9 protein-coding genes are annotated in these 17,143 nt (G+C 41.5%); 6 read left to right on the forward strand and 3 right to left on the reverse strand.

The window, feature by feature from the left end; all coding sequences use genetic code 11:
* Positions 1–73: 73 nt before the first annotated feature.
* On the forward strand, positions 74–1,327 hold the full coding sequence (locus L2735_RS11515) for an alginate lyase family protein (protein WP_248984850.1): 1,254 nt from the start codon (positions 74–76) through the stop codon (positions 1,325–1,327).
* A gap of 123 nt (positions 1,328–1,450) precedes the next feature.
* Here L2735_RS11515 and L2735_RS11520 read toward each other — a convergent pair whose 3' ends face one another.
* The 3 genes from L2735_RS11520 to L2735_RS11530 form a co-directional block, all read right to left on the reverse strand.
* A complete protein-coding gene (locus L2735_RS11520) occupies positions 1,451–2,170 on the reverse strand; it encodes a 3'-5' exonuclease (RefSeq protein WP_248984851.1) in 720 nt (239 codons plus the stop codon).
* Positions 2,170–4,035: a putative nucleotidyltransferase substrate binding domain-containing protein gene (locus tag L2735_RS11525; protein ID WP_248984852.1), complete on the reverse strand. Its 1,866-nt coding sequence runs from the start codon at positions 4,033–4,035 to the stop codon at positions 2,170–2,172. The genes L2735_RS11520 and L2735_RS11525 overlap by 1 nt, the downstream gene beginning before the upstream one ends.
* Before the next feature lie 106 nt (positions 4,036–4,141).
* Complete coding sequence (locus L2735_RS11530) at positions 4,142–5,083, reverse strand: polysaccharide lyase family 7 protein (protein WP_248984853.1); 942 nt, start codon at positions 5,081–5,083, stop codon at positions 4,142–4,144.
* A 300-nt stretch (positions 5,084–5,383) separates the two neighbouring features.
* Here L2735_RS11530 and L2735_RS11535 point away from each other — a divergent pair, with 300 nt between their 5' ends.
* The 5 genes from L2735_RS11535 to L2735_RS11555 all read left to right on the forward strand — a co-directional run bounded on the left by L2735_RS11535 (position 5,384) and on the right by L2735_RS11555 (position 17,108).
* Positions 5,384–6,934 (forward strand): polysaccharide lyase 6 family protein, encoded by a 1,551-nt coding sequence (locus L2735_RS11535; protein WP_248984854.1) that lies wholly within the window; start codon positions 5,384–5,386, stop codon positions 6,932–6,934.
* Between the two features lie 39 nt (positions 6,935–6,973).
* Positions 6,974–9,556 carry a polysaccharide lyase domain-containing protein gene (locus L2735_RS11540; protein WP_248984855.1) on the forward strand — a complete coding sequence of 861 codons (2,583 nt, stop codon included), beginning with the start codon at positions 6,974–6,976 and terminating at the stop codon, positions 9,554–9,556.
* Positions 9,557–9,641: 85 nt separating this feature from the next.
* A complete protein-coding gene (locus L2735_RS11545) occupies positions 9,642–10,415 on the forward strand; it encodes an oligogalacturonate-specific porin KdgM family protein (RefSeq protein WP_248984856.1) in 774 nt (257 codons plus the stop codon).
* Positions 10,416–10,923: 508 nt separating this feature from the next.
* Positions 10,924–14,631 carry a response regulator gene (locus L2735_RS11550; protein ID WP_248984857.1) on the forward strand — a complete coding sequence of 1,236 codons (3,708 nt, stop codon included), beginning with the start codon at positions 10,924–10,926 and terminating at the stop codon, positions 14,629–14,631.
* Between the two features lie 98 nt (positions 14,632–14,729).
* Positions 14,730–17,108 carry a zinc-dependent metalloprotease gene (locus L2735_RS11555; protein ID WP_248984858.1) on the forward strand — a complete coding sequence of 793 codons (2,379 nt, stop codon included), beginning with the start codon at positions 14,730–14,732 and terminating at the stop codon, positions 17,106–17,108.
* The last annotated feature ends 35 nt before the right edge of the window (positions 17,109–17,143 follow it).

Here is a 17,143-nt window from a genome sequence, read left to right on the forward strand (position 1 = left end):
TTCATGATCTAACTCACTGTGTATTGACCAATTCATGCTATATTTGTATTACTTAATAAGTAAGGGGAAGTAAATGAAAGGTTCAAAATCCGCTTTTGCAGTTGCATGTTTAAGTGCTTTAGTGAGTAGCTCAGCCCTGTCGGCAAATTTTGTGTTCTTAGATGAGGCAACTTTAGCCCAAAATCGTACATTGCTTCATTCAGAAAAAGCGCCTCAATCAATGCAGCACAGCTATCAACAACTCATTGAAGAAGCTGACATTGGTAAACAAGCGACTATTTTCAGTGTTGCCCATAAGGGCTTTACACCACCTAGTGGTGATAAAAATGATTATATGAGCATTAGTCCATATTGGTGGCCAGATGAATCAAAAGCTGATGGACTACCTTGGATACGGTTTGATGGTAAAACCAATCCCGCTTCAAAGTCGGATGAAACTGATTCAGTGCGTATTGGTACTTTTACCCGCACAGTACGTGCTTTAGCATTGGCCTATTACTTCAGTGAAGATGAAGCTTACGCCAACAAAGCGATTGAATTAGTACGTGCTTGGTATATTGATGAAACGACTAAAATGAATCCGAACGTGAACTTTGGTCAAGGTGTGCCTGGTGTAGCTGATGGTCGTCGCAGTGGTCTCATTGATACTCGTACCTTGGTTGAGCGAAACTTGGATGCGATTGCGATTTTATCTCAGTCGGCCACATGGACTGAAAAAGATGAAGCTGGAATTAATCAATGGTATAGCGATTACTTAGATTGGCTAATTGAAGATGATTTAAGTGGCGGACCAAAAGGTGAGGCTTATGCACCTAATAATCATGGCACTTGGTACGATTACCAAATGGCTGGCATTGCGTACTTCTTGGGAAATAGTCATTTAACGAAACAAATGGTGCAAAAGGGTAAAGTGCGCATTGATACTCAGTTTGCTGAAGATGGCTCACAACCCCATGAAGCTCAGCGAACTCGATCTTATCATTATCATTACTTTAGTTTAGATCCATTAGTGGGCATTGCTCAGTTAGGAGATAAAGTGGGTGTTGATTTATGGCATTATCAAAATCAGCAAGGTGTATCACTCACTAAAGGTATTGAGTTTATGGTGAAGTATAACGATCCAAAAGCGCAGTGGCCTTTTCCTGAAAAGGACAGTCGCCGAATTGCACGTATGTCACCTCTTTATCTAAAAGCAGGACAAGCGCTAGATAAACCGCAATGGATTAACTTAGCAAAAGACACTGATTTTACAGGCTACAGCGTAAGTAAAAACTTGGCTGAAGTGTGGGCGCAGCGTGAAATTGAGTTGTTGTATCGTTCAAACTAACTGATTTTGCATATTGCAGAAATGATAAAGCGAATACTGATATCGGTATTCGCTTTTTAGTTTGAGGCACTTTTGATAGCAGAGTTTTGATTACAGCGTAATGACTCTCTGGCTTATTTTTAGCTATTTCTTCTGGCTTAATCGATAGAGACGGGCAAAGCTATCGCGACTACCTCTAGATAACCTTTTTTGTTGCGCCAACAATAATTCTGCCGCGCCAAGTGCATCAACTAAGGCGTTATGACTATTATATTCAGGCAAGCCATAACGTTTGCGAGTGCCAGCTAATGTGAGATCGACATCTGAGTAATGATCGATTGCCGTAGCAAAGTGCTTTTCTAAGCATAGCGTGTCGAGCCAAAGTAGTGGTGGCGGTGGGAGTTGCCAATACTTTTGCGCGTAGTAATTAATAAATCCAGCTTCAATGACTGAGCCGTGAACAACTAAGACTTTGTCGCCAAGTTGGCTGAAGAAATAGCTCATCGCTTCATGAAGTGACACCCCATTTGCTAGCATTTGAGGCGTAATGTGGTTAATGACCGCTGACTCAGGTTTGACCTTGTCACAATGCTTAATATAAACATGTTGGCTGTTGGCTAAATCAATTTGCTGATTTTTTATCACCACCCAACCCATACTGAGTATTTCATCTTCGACAGGATCAAACCCCGTGGTTTCAATATCCAACGCTAGATACGTGACTTCACTGCATAGGGCTTTTAGCTCAGGCAATGGTGCCGAAGTGGGTTCAACCAAGCTTTGACTCAAGCTGTCTTTAACTAGGTAGTTTTCACGCTGTCTTTTTAAAGCGGATAATGGGTGAAAATAGTCTAAAAGACTCATTAAATATTCCCAAAGCGCAATTTAGCGGCATCTTGTTGATCGGCAATGATCCTAAAAGCATCTTTTAAATGTTTACGCTCAAAACTGCCAAAGGTATCGGGATTAATATGGTTGTCAGGTATCTTACCTTCCTTTAATGCCGTTAATTGGTGGCTATATCTGAAGGATAAAATAAATCGATAGGCTCCCATTATATTCTGAAAGGCATCGTCACTTAATACGCCTGCATTATTTGCAGCTTGAAAGCGTGCTTCGGTTTGCAGTGCGTCACTGCCCACCGCTAATGCGTAAATTCGGGCAAGATCAATAATCAAGTTAATGGCATATTTTTTAATGTTCAGGGTCTTATTATTCTCACCGCTTTTTTCTAATACCAATGAATTGAAGATACCTAATGGTGGGTTGGTGTTGGTGGCATCTTTAACCAAAATACCTAAAAACTCGGCATTTTCACGAATATGAGTATGCATTGACTCATGCAGTTCATGCTCAAAATTTTGATTACCAAATACGGTGCGTATCTCTAAAAACACACTGATGTTAAGCAGACGTTCGTATTCAGGGTTAGCAACCCACTTTTTGTAATACTGTTTCCACATCGATAGTGGCTGACGCCATTTATCAGTGGTGGGCATATAGTTGCCAGTACAAAGGGGGTAGTCACAGCGATCTAGCCCTTGGGTGACAAAGTCGGCTAAATGTTTAAAGTAAATACGATCGTTTTCGGTGACATTATCTGCCAGCACAATGGCACTATCTTGATCGGTTAAACAGTGCACTTCATTTCGGGCATGAGAGCCTGCAACAATCCATGCAAAGTCACAAGGTGGCTCGCCCAATTGATCAATCATGATATTAATGAGTCTTCGAGTATAGGCATCGAAGATCATTGCCATCACTTTGCCGATGGTTTCAGGCACCACTTTACCTTCAACTAGCGCTTCAAAAATAGCTTGGCGCTCAGGGTTTAACGTGGCTAATTCTTTTACGCTGACGGCATACTTGATTTTCTCAATCAAGAAAATAGCCTGCATACGGTGATTTTGGACCAAGTGAGTTGTGGTGAGTAAGCCAACGACCTTATTGTTCTCAACCACAGGTAGATTTCGTACATTGTATTGCATCATTAAAGAGGCAGCTTGCAATACTAAGTCTTCTGGCGCGACGGTTAATGGGTTAGATGTCATCACATCCTTGATTGGCTTATCAATAGGGTAACCTTCAACAATCACGCGTTTGGTCATGTCTCTATCGGTAATTAAGCCAACAATCTTGTCGTCTTCATAAATTACCGCGCAAGACGTGCGTTTAATCATCCGCATTTCGTGAGCAACAGCTTGAATACTCATGTCAGCAGTGACCACTGCAATACGGCCACTGGCGACATCTTTCACCTTACGGATGAACAGTCCTTTTTCCTTATTCGACCATACAACATCTAATGCTGAGTTTAAGCGTACCTGAGCTTGGGAGGCGAAGTGCTCTGCATACTCAGGGGTTTTAGTGAATAAAGTTTGAAGTGCGGAGTGTGGGATTAGATACAGTAAGCAAGGTTCAATGGCGGTGGCTTGATAGCCTTGATCATCATCAACATCAGAATCTAGAAAGGTAAAGCCGAATAAATCTTCAGCTTCTAAACGCGCGCGAAGTACGCCACTTTTTTTACGCTGCTCCATGGCACCAGAACGGACAATATAAAGGTGCTTCTCTTGATTGTCAGCTGACAAGTCGACAACTTCGCCCTGGGCAACATAGATAATTTTGACCACTTCGGCGAGTTCGCGAACTACGGCTTTGGGCAGCTTATCAAATGGATCGATTTGTCCAATAAATTGGATGACATTAGGAAGTAACGATTCGTCCATTTTTATACCTTAAATATTAAATAACTAATGATCTTACTTAGCTTAAACTCAATTTTCTCAAGCTGCATGAAAATTTAAGCAGCCTGAGCAGTACAGCCACGCTTAGCTAAGGAGTATGACTTACCTTGAGTTCGGTAAAGCCAACTTCAAAAACTTGTCCGGCATAATCTGATGAAGTGACTACTTGCGGATAAATTCCGGCTTTAAAGTAATACTCTTCATTAAGCCAAGCTGTATCTAAAGTGTACTCTTTACCATCGTTAGCAATGACCGGCTCGCCCCACTTTAATAATCTCTGGGTGCTTATGCCTGAAATTATCGTTGTCAGTGTAATGCCTGTGGTATCGACTTCAATCGCATATTGCCAATCTTCGTAAGCTTTAGCTGTACCAAGCTCAATACTAAACGGTTGGCAGCTATCACAAGTTTGATTATCGGGTTTAAAGCTATCATTTAATATCACTCTGACAGGTTTTTCGCTGCCTTCCCATAGCACTTTAACTAATGCCTGTTTGATATCTTTACCGTGGACTTGGCCGACGATGACTTTAGGGCTAACCGACGTTATCTGCGGGTACTGAATAATATTAAGCGAAGCCTCTAGCAGGTGGTTACCGCCAATAGCCCAATTTTGATTGGTCGAAGAACAGGGGTTTTCGGTATCAAATCGATATAGCTCTCGTAATTCTGAGCGAACATATTGAGTATTAGGCGTGGTGGCGCCATCCATTCCTAGATCGACATTAAAGACCAATTGCTGTGGATTTTTCTCGGTCCAAAAATAAGCAATGTCAGTATCGTTAGTTAAGGTTTGATTATTACTGCATGTCGACGGTTTGAGTTCTGCTGCGCTCGTCCCCCCTGAACCATAAAAGCTGTCTTTACTCTCAGGAATAGTCAATTTCCATTGCTCAATAGTCCAACTACACGTTTCGCACGGAGGCACTTCTGGTGGTACTTCAGGAGGCGTTTCAGGTGAATCTGAAGAACCTGAGCAACCCAAAAGAAGTATAAGTAATACATTAGATGTGAATATTCGCATTAACATAACGATAACTTTCCTTATTTGTAAGACAATATATCTTACTTTTTCAAACGAAATTGTGGGAGAATTTTTTAATATTATGCTTAATTAGTAATCAGTCAATAAAGTTATTGTTGGTTTTTGTGGTTAGAGTTTGCTTTTTTAGCTTTGTTGTTAAGGAATCCCTCGCTTTGGTTGTTAAAAGTAATCAATTATATACTCCTAATTAGTTAGTTTATGAACAATCTCACAGTTTTTCCTACCAAAAGATTAATAATACAAATAAGATTGTGTTAAATAATACAAATGGGAAAAGGGGAAAGTATGAAAAAGCGTATTATCGCTTCAGCTATTTCTTTGGTATTGCTGACAGGTTGTGCAGCTACCGAGCCTGCGGTTGATGTTGTGGGGACAGCGACAATCACAGGACCAATGGTTGAGCAAAATAATAAAAGTGCTATTGATGCGACATCTTTGCAAAGAGCAGATGCAGCAGCATTAAAAGATAAATTACTCACACTCGAAGATGGCGAAACCCTCGTCATCGATGCTGGGAAATATGCCAACCTTGGCAAGTTCGATATCAAAGCAAATAATGTCACGATTAAAGCGGCTAACCCTGGTGAAGTATGGTTTACCGGGTTAGTACAGTTTAATCTTCGTGGTGACAATATTACCTTAGATGGTGTGGTATTTACCGATGGAGGCCCTGCAGAAAGAATGGGTGGTGTGGTCTTCCGTGGTGATAATAATACGCTAACTAATTCTACTTTCTATTTCTTCAATGATGACTACCTTTATCAGCCAGATGACAAACGCGCTGAATATCCAAAGTATTTATGGATTTCTTTATATGGAAAGCATAACAACTTAATCAACAATACATTTGAAGGTAAACACAAACGTGGCACCTTGATTGGTGTGCAAAAGAAGAAAGGCGATACCACGCCTGACCACCACATCATCAAAGGTAACCTTTTCTACAACCAACAACACAACCAATTCAACGAATTTGATAACCAAGATGCGGTGCGATACAACGGCAACAGTTGGGAAGCAATTCGTTTAGGTGATTCAAAAAGTTCTATATACGCTTCGAAAACATTGATCGAAGGTAATTTATTCCTTAAATGTGACGGCGAAACTGAGTTAGTTTCTCTTAAATCTGGTGGCAATACATTAAGAGGCAATACCTTCGTTGATAACGCTTCGATGATTTCATTGCGTCACGGCACTAATAACGTTGTTGAAGACAATGTCATTCTAGGTAACAACAAGAAGCAATCAGGCGGTATCCGCTTTTACGATGCAGGCCATACCATTCGCAATAACTATATTGAGCGCGTAATGGGTACAGGTGATGTTCGTGGTGGCATTGCGGTGAACACGGGTATTACTGATGTTGCAAATGGCGAGACCCTAAATAATGATGTCAAAGGGAAAGAGCTGAATAAGCAGGCAACCCCTTATAAAGTCAACATCGAAAACAACACCATTGTCGACTCTCGTCAAAACATTCTTTATTCCACCAAAACACACCGTGTCAGCCTATATGACAATGCCAAAGTCAGCACCATCTTTGCCGGAACTGATATTAGCTTTAAGAACAATCTGTCTTATGCAAAAGCGTCTAACACACTGACTTTAAAGGGTAACGATAGTGTTGCACCTTTAATAAATCCTACTTATGAGAATGACTTATATTTTGGCCCAGTGTCAGGTATTGAGCTTCCTTGGGATGGGGTGATTTATCGTAACCCTAAACTACAACGTGCTGAAAATGGTTTGCTAGAAGCAACCAATTTTGACGGTGGCGCAAAAGGCTTAAAAGTTTTAACCACTCAAGATACTGGTGCTAGTTACCGTATCAAATAATAACAAGATGAACGTTAAACTCATTAATGGGGCAGTAAAATGAGAATTAAAAAATTATCGGCTTTAGTGGCCATTGCTTTATCGACAAGTTTATTAGCGGGTTGTGATTTTTATGATGAACCTCCAGGGGATGGTGGAACTGAACCTGGGCAGCCGCCTGTTGAAACACCTGATGTTGCTGATGTAGTTGCATCAAGTGCTGCAGAACTGCTTGCTGCTATCGATACCGCAGAGGCTGGTGATGTTATCGGCTTAAATATCGCCGGTACATTTGAAAATGTTGGCACTATCGTTATCGATAAAGCGATTACCTTAATTACCTCAGATGCCGATGGTGCAATTGATGATCCTGTTGCCGGTGAGCAAGCAGTATTCACGGGCGCTGTTTGTATTGATATTCCTACAGAGGCCTCTGAAACATTACGGGGTGGTAGCCAAGCACGCATTTCAAACATTGGTTTTGAAAATATTACCATGGACAGCTGTGGTAGCGGTGAAAGCACTTCAAATTCAATTATCAATATTGGTAAAGTGGGTAAAGATCAAACCCCAGTGTTACTCGACAACTTATCGTTTGATGGAACGGGTAATCAAGAATCAAGCAGTGACAGTGCCGCTTGGGTATATTCTCGTGGATTAGTGAATATTTCAAACAGCGTATTTACTAATAAATCAACTGATGCACAGAGTATTGTTTACCTAAACTGTGGCAGCTCAGCGTCACGTGGTGGTAGTTACGCCAATGATCTTGGCTCTATCATGACAGGCAACACCTTTGCACTGGCTACACTGAATGCAAATGATGCGACTAAAGCAGCAACTATTGGTGTGCCAAGTAACTTAGGCCAAGAGAATAAAAATTGTGCCGCTACTTTTACTGACAACACCTTTGAAAAGTTTGGTTTCTTAATTAGCGAGTCAAGCGACCAGTCAACTGCGCTATATGATGTATTTGGTGATACAACAGAATCTGACAATACCTTAACTGATGGTGATACCGACCCTGGTCTTCCACCTGTGGATCCTGGTGTGGTTAAAACTGTTGATGAACTGCTAGCTGCAATTGACTCAGCAAGTACGGGTACTGTCATCAATCTTGATGTGGAAGGTGACTTTGCTAATGCAGGTAACATCGTTATAAACAAAGCGATTACTCTGCAATCGACTGATGCTGAAGGCGTGGTAAGCGAAACAGAACAAGCCATATTCTCTGGCGCAGTTTGTATCGATATTCCAACTGAAGCTGCTGAAACGCTTCGTAATGGCAACCAAGCACGTATTTCAAATATCGGCTTTGAAAATATTGTGATGAGTGATTGTGGTACAGGTGATGATGCTAAAAACACGATTATTAACATCGGTAAAGTGGGTAAAGATAAAACGGCTGTTGAATTAGATGGCTTGACCTTTAATGGTGCAGGATTTGAAGAAACAACAGGCGATAGTGATGCCTGGATTTACTCTCGTGGCTTAGTGGATATTTCTGACAGTGAGTTTACTGCGAAATCAGCTGAAGCTGGCAGCATTCTTTATTTAAACTGTGGTAGTTCAGCTTCTCGTGGTGGCAGTAATGAAGATCCTCGCGGTTCAGCTATATCGGGTAATACATTTGCATTAGCAACATTAAATGCTTCTGGGATGACAAATGCTGCCACTATCGGTGTGCCATCAAACTTTGGCTCTGAAAATAAAAACTGTGTTGCAACCTTTAGCGATAATACCTTTGAAAACTTCACTCAGTTATTCAGCTTTGGTGAAGCTCCAGAGCATTCCACAGCATTGCATGATGTATTTAGCGACACAACTGACACCAATAATGAGTTAGTCGGTGGCGGCACAGTTCCAGAGCCAACTTACCCTGAAAACGTTGAAGAAGTGAATGCCGCCATTCAAGCTGCAACCCCTGGTAGCACCATTACATTAGGTGCAGACTTTGAGTACTCCACAGGCGTTATCACTATTGATAAAGCGATTACTTTAACGGGTCAAAATGGTGCGTCAATTACTGGTGATACCTGTATTGATGTGATTGATGGCGCGGCAGGTGCTGAAATCTCAAACATCACCTTTGTAAATGACACTATTGCAGAATGTGGTGAAACTGATGATAAGCAATCAGCAGTCATCAATATTCAAAAAGTGGGTGAAGATAACTTACCAATAATCTTGAATGCTCTCACTTTTGATGCATCAGGTTTAACACTTCAGGATCAAATTGCAGATAAAGGTAATTGGGTTCGTTCATACGGATTTATTAATCTGACAGGCAGTGAATTTATTAATCAAAGCCTTCATCTTCAAAACGATATGGTCAGACTAACCTGTAGTTCGAGTAAAGGTAAAATGGGCACGCTGATAGATGGCAATACTTTCTCGATAGGTGGCGAAGGTGACAAAGAAACCAGTGGTATAAAAGTTGGTGACTCATCAAGCCAAGCAATTAAACCTGATCAGAATGAATGTAATGTGACCATTAGTCATAATGAGTTTTCAGGATACTCCTATCAAATTGTTGATGCAGTAAGCAAAGATGATGGTTCTCCTCGACGTGATGCAGCAATTTTTGCTCTATCTGAAGAGGATAGCAATAACACCTTCACTAACAACACGTTTAGCGATTAATTCTCACGTTGTTATTTATTTTGAATGATAAAGGCATGTGCTTGCACATGCCGGGTATTGACTACCTATAGGAAGTAGTAGAGAAATGAAAAAATCAATATTAGCGTTAAGCGTAATAAGTATTGTGGGTGGCAGTGCACTAGTGGGCACCTCAGCAGCAGCAAACACGACGATGACATTTAAATGGGAACATAAATTATTAGACGGCCGTACAGATCGTCCTAAATTTGAATTTAGCCATAGAATGGACAACGGCTTTAACTTTGGTTTTGAACAAGTGTGGCAATATGACCGCAGTAAACAAGAAACTGAAGTAGGCTTTGCGCCTGAGCAATACGAATTCACATTAAAAACTGGTTACAGACATAGATGGGGTGACCGTAATGAACATGAAGTTGGTCCATTACTTGACTACCAAGTAAAAGAAAATGCTAAGAAAATTCGATTCGGTGCATTTTATGGTTACCGTTTAACGAAAGACTTCAGCATGAAAGTACGCGCACGTTACTCTGGCGACTTAGAAAGAGTCAGCGTAGGTAGCGGCACTTATGATGACGCTGTAGGTAAAGAAATGCGTTATGACCTATGGCTTACGTATCGCTGGAATGACTTTACCTTTGTATGGGATGCCATTTACAAAGACAAGTTAGATGACAATGTTTTTGACAACAATGAAGGTAATGTGTGGGAGCACGAATTAAGTGCTGAGTATCGTTTACCTGATGCTCGTGCCCATGCTTTTTACGGCAAGTTTAAGTACAAAGCTGAGCTGTTGAAGAATAGTCATTTAAACAGTGAATATGATTGGTATGGTAAGCGTGATAATGCAGTCGAAATTGGTTACAAATATCGATTCTAATCAGGTTTAACTGTATTCAAAAAAATAAACCGATGGTGTGTTAGCGCCATCGGTTTTTTTATACCTTCAATCTGGTTTGGTTGCCTTTATTCAAATAATAACTTTGTGAGCCTTCATCATTGATTTCAAATATGACGCTGCAGTTTTTACAGTAAAATGTTTTTTAACTAAACAAGAGCGCTTTAGACTATTTCTCCTAGTTCGTTAGTCAAGAAATGACTTAAAAAAGGCATTCAATTTGAAGCTTTAACCTATCACGATTTCAAGAATCAAATTTCTTATAATTAAAGGGCAAATGACCATGATTCTATGGTGATAATTTGCTATGTTTTAGGAGTTATCAATAAATGTAAAAAATGACACTTTTTATCACGATTGTTCTCGGTTATTCATGTGCTTAACAATACCTTCCTGATAATATGCATTAATGAACGACAAATAAACTAAACTAGCGCCTCTCCTTTTTCTTATACCAACGACGCTATTGAGTAAAACTAAAGGGATTTCAATGAAATCGACTGAGCCAGATTTACATCTAAAATCGCTTATTCAACGAAAGTATAACCGAGCAGTTTTTTATACCTACATGGGCGTTATCGTAATGGCGCTGTTATCCGCTTGGATGCTATTTGAACGCCAAAAAACACAATTGATTAAAGAGCGTGAAGAGCAGGTTTTACGTCATGTACTGCAAATTGATTTATTGCTTGAATCTAGTATTCGTGCCGTTAAAAGTCTGCGCAATGTGGCTGTTGATCACTTACGTTTGGGGGAATTAGTCCGTAAAGACCGCTTACCTCAGTATGAAAAACTCAACGAAGATGGTCAGTTTTTTACCTTAGAGCCTAGTTATGCGAAAAGTGGTGAGCCATTTACCAACATGGGGCGCATCACAGGTATGGGATCGCTCGATGGCCGCAGTGACACCTTTTATCAAGAACTAGAGATGTTGTTTGAATTGTCGCTGTCTTTTCCGGTTGCAAAAGAGGCAGCGCCAAAAGCCTCATCCATTTATTACATTTCAAAACAACGTATCATGTCGACGTTTCCATGGCCGACAAATGAATCAAGATTTAGAGAAGAATTGCTAAACAAAAAGCAATTTCAGCTAGCCACGCCTGCCATGAACCCACAACGTAGTGTATTTTGGCGTGAAGCCTACGTGGATTTAGCCGACCAAGGTTTGTTAACCACACTCGGTTTACCGGTTTATCTTGAAGATGATTTTATCGGTTCCATCAATTTAGATATGACATTGGCATCACTTGCTAAACAAATGCGAATGTACTTTAAAATGCCGGGTACGGTGATATTGCTAGACCAATATAACAATATCCTGTCTCACAGTGATTTCGACTCAAATGATATGAACCGTGTTTATCATATTAGTCAGCGTATCCCGTCTGAGCTGCACTCATTACCTGAATCTGAACTGTTTGATGCCCATGATGGCATATTGCGTAACGGTTACTATATTCACTCAGTTGCTCTGCAAAATCCCCCTTGGCGTTTACTGTATTTACAAGATGAAGATCTATTATTCGAGGATGCTTGGGACAAGCTGAAACTGACATTCTTATTAGTGGTATTAGCCTTGTCTGTGCTGGTGACCATTGTACATTGGCAAACACGTCGCTCATTCGTTAATCCAGCATCTCGCTTACTGACTCACTTAGAAGCATGTTCTCGTGAGCCAATCGCTGCGCCGAAAAAAATCACCGAAGGCTGGGAGCCTTGGTTCTTACTGGTGAGCCGAATTTTTGAAGAAAATAAACAATACACCCGCCATTTAGCCGAGCAGAATAAACGGCTAGATAACTTGGTCGCGCGGCGTACTCAAAGACTGCGAGATACAACAGAGCGGCGAGAGCGAGAATTTGCACTACTGCGTTCTTTGATTGACTCAATTCCAGAGGCGATTGTTTATAAAGATAAAGAAGGTAAGTATTTAGGCTGTAACAAATCAGCTGAATACATGCTCGGCTGCAAAGAAAATGAAATGGTCGGGCAGTTGTCGCTGGAAACCACCCATGATCAAGGCGCTCGGATCCGAGAAGAAGATCAGAAAGTTCTCAGTGACAGATCCTTACTTCGCTATCAGGAAAAAGTCGATATCGGTGGTAAAACCGTATTGCTCGATACGCTGAAGCTGCCTTTCTATAATCGCCGTGGCGAACTATTAGGCTTGATTTCAGTATGGCGTGATGTGACACGTGAGTATGAGTCGGCTGAACAGTTGCGTTTGTCTGAAGAGCGTTACCATTTAGCCATGGATGCGGTAGAAGACGGCCTATGGGATTGGTATTTAGATTCTGAGCAGTTGATTTGTAACCCTGCATTTTACTCAATGCTAGGTTATAAGCCTAATGAGTTCCCAGCACTTATTTCATCAACGGATGCACTGATTCACCCTGACGATCGAATGCGAGTTGAAGAGTACCGTAGTGACTACGCTAAAAACCCTAAAGGCACATACGAGATTGAGTATCGAATGCGGGCGAAATCGGGTGAATATCATTGGGTACTTTCACGTGGCCGTGCGGTAGAGTTTGCTGATGATGGTCAGTCGAAACGTATGTTGGGTACTCATAAAGATATTACCCGTCAAAAGAGTAACGAAGTCGCCTTGCTAGAGGCGAAACAAGATGCAGAACTTGCCAACATGTATAAGAGTGAATTCTTGGCCAATATGAGTCATGAAATTCGTACTCCTATGAACGCCATTATTGGTATGTTGCAGTTAGCTCAACGCACACAATTGACGCCGCAGCAGCAAGATTACCTTAATAAGGCAGGCTTCTCAGCTCAGTCATTGCTAAGGATCATTAATGATATTTTGGATTTCTCTAAAATTGAAGCAGGTAAATTAGAGTTAGAGCGAGTGTCATTCCCACTGGATAAAGTACTCGATCATGTCATTGATATGAACGCGCAAAAAGCGCAAGAAAAAGGCGTGGAATTATTACTTTATGCTCCTGTTACTGCTGGTTTGATCTTGAGCGGCGATCCACTTCGATTAGGACAGGTGCTGGTTAATTTACTGTCTAATGCGGTTAAGTTTACTCAAAACGGTGAAATTGAACTGGGTTGTGAAGATGTTGGTGAGCGTGATCATCGAATTACTCTAAAATTCTGGGTGCGCGATACGGGTATCGGCATTAGCCAAGAGCAGCAAGCTAAATTGTTTGACGCCTTCTCACAAGCAGATGGCTCAACGACACGTAAATATGGCGGCACAGGTTTAGGCTTATCGATTAGTAAACATTTAGTGTCCTTAATGGGCGGTACTATGGAAGTGCTATCTGAGCCAAACCAAGGCAGCACTTTTAGTTTTAATATTAGTTTTGAGATTGCCGAAGAGAATGTGATTGCGCCATTAGTGGTTCCAGAGCAATTGAATAACTTAACCACCTTAGTGGTTGATGATAATCCAAGTGCATTACAAATTTACTCAACGCTAATGCGTGATTTTAGCTTTGGTGTTAAAACCGCGCAAAGTGGTGCAGAAGCACTGGAAGTATTGGCTCATTCATCTGTGGATTTATTATTACTTGATTGGATGATGCCTGAAATGGGCGGCGGTGATGTGGTTGATATTGTTGATGAGATGGTCGCTGATGGTCGCCTTAAGAAACGTCCTGTGATTATCTTAATGACCGCTTATTCCGCTGAGCCTTTAGAAGCAGAGTTTGATGAAAACCGTGTGTTTGCCATTTTACAAAAACCATTTAAAGCCTCGGCATTGTTTGATGAGATTATTGGCGCTTTTGCTGCTGAGCCAAAACTCAACGTGGCCCCAGTTGTTGAGGAAGACCCTGAGCAAACTAAAGAGGCTGGTTTAGTATTACTAGTGGAAGATAACTTCATTAACCAACAAGTCGCGACCGAGTTACTCAAAAGTGCAGGTTACGAAGTCGTGGTGGCAGATAACGGCCAGATAGCTTTAGATATCATTGATACTAAGCCATTTGATGCAGTATTGATGGATATTCAAATGCCTGTCATGGATGGCTTAACGGCAGCTCAAGAACTGCGTAAACGCTATAGCACTGAGCAAATGCCGATTATTGCGATGACAGCACATGCTATGTCGGGCGATAGAGAAAAGAGTTTAAAAGCGGGTATGAATGCCCACATTACTAAACCGATTGTTCTTAATGAGCTGTTTGATACGCTAGAGCATTGGATAGATTATAAGAATAGCCATAAGACATAAGCGTTAAACGGCAGCGCTGATTTAGCGCTGCCGTTTGTATTAACTTGCTTAATACTTGAACTGTAAACAGCCTTACTTATCGATTTGGAGATAGTTAAATGATCCGCCATAGCATTGCACTTTCCTTGGTATTAGCGCTAATGCCCGTTATGACTAATGCGGCTACAGCAGCGCAAACAGTGATAAAACAAAGTGAGAAAGCCACGGGGTTTATTAATTTTTACTATCAAAACCAATCGGGTGAGCTGTTTTTAGAGGCTAAAAAACTCAATCAACCTTTCTTGATGATCACCAGTTTGCCCCATGGTGTGGGCTCCAACGATATTGGACTCGATCGTGGCCAATTAGGTGAAACAAGAATGGTGCAGTTCGAGCGCCAAGGTCCATTCATTTTATTAAAGCAGTTAAATACTTTTTATCGCGCAAGTAGCGACAACCCTGCCGAACAGTTAGCGGTTAAAGAAGCATTTGCTGAATCCGTATTGTGGCGCGGAAAAGTCTTAGACGGCAAAACACCTTTGGTCTCAATAAACAATCTAGTGCTAAATGATCTTCATGGAGTAGCTCAGCGTTTTGCTGACACCAAGCAAGGCAATTACAGCTTAGATACTTCACGTTCCGTCATTTTAGAAGAAGGGATCAAGTCCTTCGAGAAAAATGCTGATGTGGATGTTCTGCTCACTTTTACCAGCAGCAAAGAGGGTGAACAAGTTAGCCAAGTGACACCGGATGGAAAGTTCGTCTCCGTTAGAATGCGTTACTCATTTGTTGATCTGCCTGAAGAAGGTTACCAGCCACGCGAATACCAACCAATGAGTGGCTACTTGTCTGGTGAGTATTTCGATTATTCAGCGCCTATTGATTCTCCAGTGAGTAAACGTTACTTGCTGAGACACCGTTTAGAAAAAGTCACCCCAGGTATTGAGCCAAGTGAAGTAATTAAGCCTATTACTTATTATCTCGACCCTGGTGTACCTGAGCCTATACGCAGCGCGCTATTAGATGGTGCTCGCTGGTGGGAAGAAGCCTTTACGGAAGCGGGCTTTATTGATGGCTTTAAAGTTGAAATGCTACCTGAAGATGCTGATCCGCAGGATATTCGTTATAACATGATCCAATGGGTGCATAGAGCGACCCGTGGTTGGTCATATGGGTCATCAATTAAAGATCCTCGTACAGGTGAAATCATTAAAGGTCATGTCACCTTAGGCAGTTTACGGGTTAAGCAAGATCATTTGATTGCCCGCGGCTTAACAGCTGGCTGGGAAGATAGAGAAGCCGCCAGCGATGCATCAATGGCATTAGCACTAGCCCGTATTCGGCAGTTATCTGCCCATGAAATTGGTCATACGATCGGACTCGATCATAATTTCGCTGCATCAACCAATGACAATTCATCTGTGATGGATTATCCACATCCCAATGCCACATTAAATGGCGACAAGATTGATATTTCAGCGCCATATTCTGAAGGGATTGGTGAGTGGGATAAATTTACCATCGCTTATGGTTACGGTAATGAAGCCAATCTGGAGGACCTAGTTCGTCAAGCCAGAACTCAAGGTCTACGCTACATCGGAGAGGCGGATTCTCGCTCAGCATCATCGAGTCATGCCTATGCGAGCTTATGGGATAACGACGCTTCAGCGGCAGAGGAGTTAACTCGTTTAGAGCAAGTACGACGTACTGCAATAGAACAGTTTAACGCTCAGGCACTGCTACAAGAGCAACCTCTAGGTGAGCTAAGTGATGCATTTGTGCCTATATATCTGCTAACACGCTACCAAATTGATGCTGCCGCAAAATGGATTGGAGGTAGTGATTATAGCTATCAGCAACAAGGTTCAGCTGAGCGCTGGCATTACCTTTCGCCAAAGTTGCAACATCAGGCGCTATCCTCGCTGTTAGACGTTATTTCAGTGCAAAGCTTATCAATACCTGCTGAAGTAACAGAAATGCTAGTGCCTAAAGCGGGTAATTATCGAAAAACCCGTGAGAGTTTTGATTCTGGTATTGGGGTGTTAACCGATCCTATTGGCATGGCAGAAGTACTTAGCCGCCAAATCGCCAATAGACTGTTAGCACCTGAGCGTTTAAATAGAGTTAATCAGGGCTTTATGGATGATTCAGAGCAATTATCTGTGGTGAGTCTAGTCGATAAATTACTCGCTAAAACCCTATACCAAGATTTACAGCGCGGACAATTACTATCAGTTCAAATGCGAGTAAATGCAGTGGTTCTGGATGAAGTACTGGCCAGTTATCATCATGAGAAAACGGCGCCAGAAGTCAAAGCACAGTTATTGGCAAGACTGCATTATGCCGAGAAGCAACTAAAACGTCGCAGCAATCGAGCCAGTAATTATCAGGCGGCGCATTTTGATTGGTTACTACAAGGTTTAGCGAAAGGGCTCGAATCTAAAGAATACCGCTTTATTGATAAGCCGCTAAAAATGCCTCCAGGCTCGCCAATTTAAACTTTAATTAGGCCTATAAGTTAGAGTATTTATCC

The organism is Shewanella olleyana (assembly GCF_023283825.1).
Lineage (GTDB): Bacteria > Pseudomonadota > Gammaproteobacteria > Enterobacterales > Shewanellaceae > Shewanella > Shewanella olleyana.